This is a genomic window from Clavibacter sp. MX14-G9D (assembly GCF_032917815.1).
Classification (GTDB): domain Bacteria; phylum Actinomycetota; class Actinomycetes; order Actinomycetales; family Microbacteriaceae; genus Clavibacter; species Clavibacter michiganensis_K.
This window is the reverse complement of sequence record NZ_JAVCVL010000266.1, coordinates 1-3,340: the sequence shown is the minus strand read 5'-3', so window position 1 is coordinate 3,340 and position 3,340 is coordinate 1. Positions and strand designations below refer to the sequence as shown.

Here is a 3,340-nt window from a genome sequence, read left to right as displayed (position 1 = left end):
GGCTGCTCCCCGCCGACGCGGCGGCCGCGGGATCAGCTCCTCGGCGCCACCTGCGGGCCGTCCCACGGCCCCGCCGACCCGGCCGGGTACTCCTCGAGCGGCACGTCGCCCGCGCGCCACGCGGCGATGACGGGCTCGACGATCCGCCAGCACTCCTCGGCCGTGTCGCCGCGCACCGAGAGGCTCTCGTCCTCCGAGATGATGCCGTCGATGACCTGGCCGTACGGCGGGAGGTCGCCCGCGTCGAAGGCGGTCACGAGCTCGGCGCGGTCGATGACGTCGGGGTCGGCCGGCCCGTTGACGTTCAGCTCCAGGTGCAGCTCGTCGGGTGCGAGGAGGATGCGGATCCGATCGGGCTCGTCCGCCCCCGACAGCCCGGTCGGCACGTGCGGCGCGGGCTGGAAGGTCACGACGATCTCGCGCCGGTGGTCCCGCATCGCCTTGCCCGAGCGCAGCCGGAAGGGCACGCCCGCCCAGCGCCAGTTCGCGATCTCCACCGTCATCTCGGCGAGCGTCTCGGTGCCGCGCGCGGGGTCGACGCCCTCCTCGTCGGCGTAGGCGGGGAGCTCGCGGCCCTCCACGTCGCCGGCCGAGTACCGGGCGCGGCGGGACGACGCCACGGGATCCCCGCCCCACGGCCGCGTCGCGCGGAGCACGAGCGCCTTCTGGTCGCGCACGTCGCGGGCGTCGGTCGTGGCGGGCGGCTCCATCGCGAACACGGCCATCACCTGCAGCAGGTGGCTCTGGATCATGTCGGTCAGCGCGCCCGCGGTGTCGTAGTAGCGGGCGCGCCCCTCGAGGGCGAGCTGCTCGTCGTAGACGATCTCGACGCTCGCGATGTGCTGGGCGTTCCAGACGGGCTCGAGCAGCCGGTTCGCGAAGCGCAGTCCGAGGAGGTTGCGGACGGTCGAGCGGCCGAGGAAGTGGTCGACGCGGTGGGTGCGCTCCTCGGGGACCAGCGTCGCGAGGAGCCGGTTGAGCGCCTGCGCGCTCGCGAGGTCGGTGCCGAACGGCTTCTCGAGCGACAGGGACGTGCCCTCGGGCAGGGTGATGCGCGTCATCGCCTCGCAGGCCCGCTCGGTGACCGCCGGCGGCAGGGCGAAGTAGACGGCGGGGGCGGCGTCGCACGCGGCCAGGAGCCGCTCGAGGTCGGACTCGGACGTCACGTCGGCGGAGAGGTAGGTGGTGCCGGAGACCACGCGGTCGACCGCGGGGCCCTCCGCGCCGAGCGACGCGAAGGAGGTGCGGACGACCTCGCGCCACCGCTCGTCGTCCCACTCCTCCGTGCCCGCGCCGACCAGCTGCAGGTCGAGGTCCGGCCGGTGGGCGAGGAGCTCCCCGAGGCCGGGGAGGAGCAGGCGCGCGGAGAGGTCGCCGCTGGCGCCGAGGATGAGGAGCGTGGAGGTGGCGGGCATGGGGCCAGGCTACGCCGGGCCGCCCTGCCCCCGGTGGCCGGATGCGCCCCGTGGCGCGGACGCCCGGGTGCCCCGTGGGACCATGTGGCATGGCCATGCGCATCGAGGACTACGCACTCATCGGGGACTGCCACACGGGTGCGCTGGTCGGGCGGGACGGGTCCATCGACTGGCTGTGCCTGCCGCGGTTCGACTCCGCGTCCATGTTCGGCGCGCTCCTCGGCACCGAGGAGCACGGCGCGTGGAGGCTCGCGCCCGCGTCCCCCGACGCGACCGTGTCGATGCGCACCTACCTCGGCAACACCTTCGTCCTCTGGACGCGGTGGGAGACGCCCGAGGGCGCGGTCGAGGTCACCGACTTCATGTCCATGGGCGACCGGCGGGCCGACGTCGTCCGCCGCGTCCAGGGCATCAGCGGCACGGTCCGGATGCAGGGCGACCTGCGCCTCCGCTTCGGCTACGCGACGGCGCTGCCGTGGATCCGCAAGCTCGACGGCGACGATCCGCGCCTCGTCGCCGTTGCCGGTCCCGACGCCGTCGTCATCCGCGGTCCCGAGCTGACGGCGACGGACCACCACCACGGCGTGGCCTTCGACGTGTCGGCCGGCGAGACCGTGGACACCGCCCTCACGTGGTACCCCTCGCACCGCAGCGAGCCGCCCGCGTTCGACGTGGACGCAGCCCTCGAGCACACCACCGAGTGGTGGGAGACCTGGGCGAGCTCCATCGAGCACCAGGGCCCGCACCAGGCGGCCGTCCGCCGGTCGCTGCTCGTGCTCCGCGCGCTCACGCACGAGGACACCGGCGGCATCGTCGCGGCCGCGACCACCAGCCTCCCCGAGCAGTTCGGCGGATCCCGCAACTGGGACTACCGCTACGTGTGGCTCCGCGACGCGTCCCTCACCCTCGAGGTGCTGCTCGCGCACGGCTTCGACGACGAGGCCGACGAGTGGCGCACCTGGCTGCTGCGCGCGATCGCCGGGGACCCGGGCGACGTCCAGATCATGTACGGCCTGAGCGGCGAGCGCTTCCTCCCGGAGCGCGACCTCGACAGCCTGCCCGGGTACGAGGGCTCCGGGCCCGTCCGCGTCGGGAACGGCGCCTTCGAGCAGTACCAGGCCGACGTCATCGGCGAGGTCATGCTCGCGCTGCAGGCCGCGCGCGACGCGGGCGTCCGGGAGACCGAGTTCTCCTGGCCGCTGCAGCGCGCCCTCATCGGCTTCGTCGAGGAGAACTGGGAGCGCCAGGACAGCGGCATCTGGGAGATCCGCGGGGCCGAGCAGCACTTCACGCACTCGCGCGCGATGATCTGGGCGGCGCTCGACGCGGCCGTGCAGGGCGTCGAGCGGCACGGCCTCGACGGGCCCGTCGAGCAGTGGCGGACGCTGCGGGACCGGGTGCGCGACGAGATCCTCGACCGCGGCGTGGACCCCGCCACGGGCGCGTTCCGCCAGCACTACGGCACGACCGAGGTGGACGCCTCGCTGCTGATCCTCGCCCAGGCCGGCTTCTGCGCCTACGACGACCCGCACATGCTCGCGACCGTCGACGCGATGGAGCGCACGCTCATGCACGAGGGGTTCCTGCTGCGCTACGACACGAGCGCCGGGGTGGACGGGCTGCCCGCCGGCGAGTACCCGTTCCTCGCCTGCTCGTTCTGGCTGGTGGAGCAGTACGCGCGGTCCGGGCGGGTGGCCGACGGGCGCGAGCTCATGGACCGCCTGGTGGGCCTCTGCAACGAGGTCGGCCTCCTCTCGGAGGAGTACGACCCGGTGGGGCGCCGCCAGGCCGGCAACGTGCCGCAGGCCCTGTCGCACCTCGCGCTGGTGCGGGCGGCGGATGCGCTGGAGGCGGCCGCCGCGGCGCATCCGGACGACCTCGACCGGGCGCACGCGGACGGCAACGCCGCGCGCGCGCACGCGGAG

The 3,340-nt window shown here is 74.5% G+C and carries 2 protein-coding genes; one reads left to right on the top strand and one right to left on the bottom strand.

Going from position 1 to position 3,340, the window contains the following annotated elements; genetic code table 11:
- Window positions 1–32: 32 nt before the first annotated feature.
- Window positions 33–1,415 (bottom strand): glucose-6-phosphate dehydrogenase, encoded by a 1,383-nt coding sequence (locus Q6969_RS14410; protein ID WP_317231062.1) that lies wholly within the window; start codon window positions 1,413–1,415, stop codon window positions 33–35.
- Between the two features lie 89 nt (window positions 1,416–1,504).
- On the opposite strand from Q6969_RS14410, the gene Q6969_RS14405 reads away from it, so the two are divergent.
- Window positions 1,505–3,340: glycoside hydrolase family 15 protein (locus tag Q6969_RS14405; RefSeq protein WP_317231061.1), on the top strand; the 1,836-nt coding region annotated here is incomplete at its 3' end.